The 314-nt window shown below is 60.5% G+C and carries 1 protein-coding gene; it reads left to right on the forward strand.

Annotated elements, in window-relative coordinates; translation table 11 throughout:
- Positions 1 to 24 precede the first annotated feature (24 nt).
- On the forward strand, positions 25 to 314 hold a 290-nt coding region (locus CR105_RS27610), incomplete at its 3' end, for an IS6 family transposase (protein ID WP_143752846.1).

The following is a 314-nucleotide window of genomic DNA, read 5'->3' on the forward strand; positions in this document are numbered from 1 at the left end:
CGCCCGAACCCAGGACGACTCGACATGCTCAACTTCAAAGGGATGCGCTTTCCGATCGATGTGATCCTGGTCTGCATCCGCTGGTATGCGGCCTACCCGCTGAGCTACCGGCACCTCGAGGAGATGATGGAAGAGCGCGGCGTGTCGGTCGACCATTCGTCGATCAACCGTTGGGCGATTCGTCTCCTGCCGCTCATCGAGAAGATGGCCCGGAAACACAAGCGTCCGGTCGGCGGCAGCTGGCGTATGGATGAGACGTACATCAAGGTCAAGGGCGTCTGGAAGTACCTCTACCGCGCTGTCGACAAGCAGGG

The sequence above is a fragment of the Massilia eurypsychrophila genome (genome assembly GCF_002760655.1).
In the GTDB taxonomy this organism is placed as follows: Bacteria; Pseudomonadota; Gammaproteobacteria; order Burkholderiales; family Burkholderiaceae_D; genus JAFCUW01.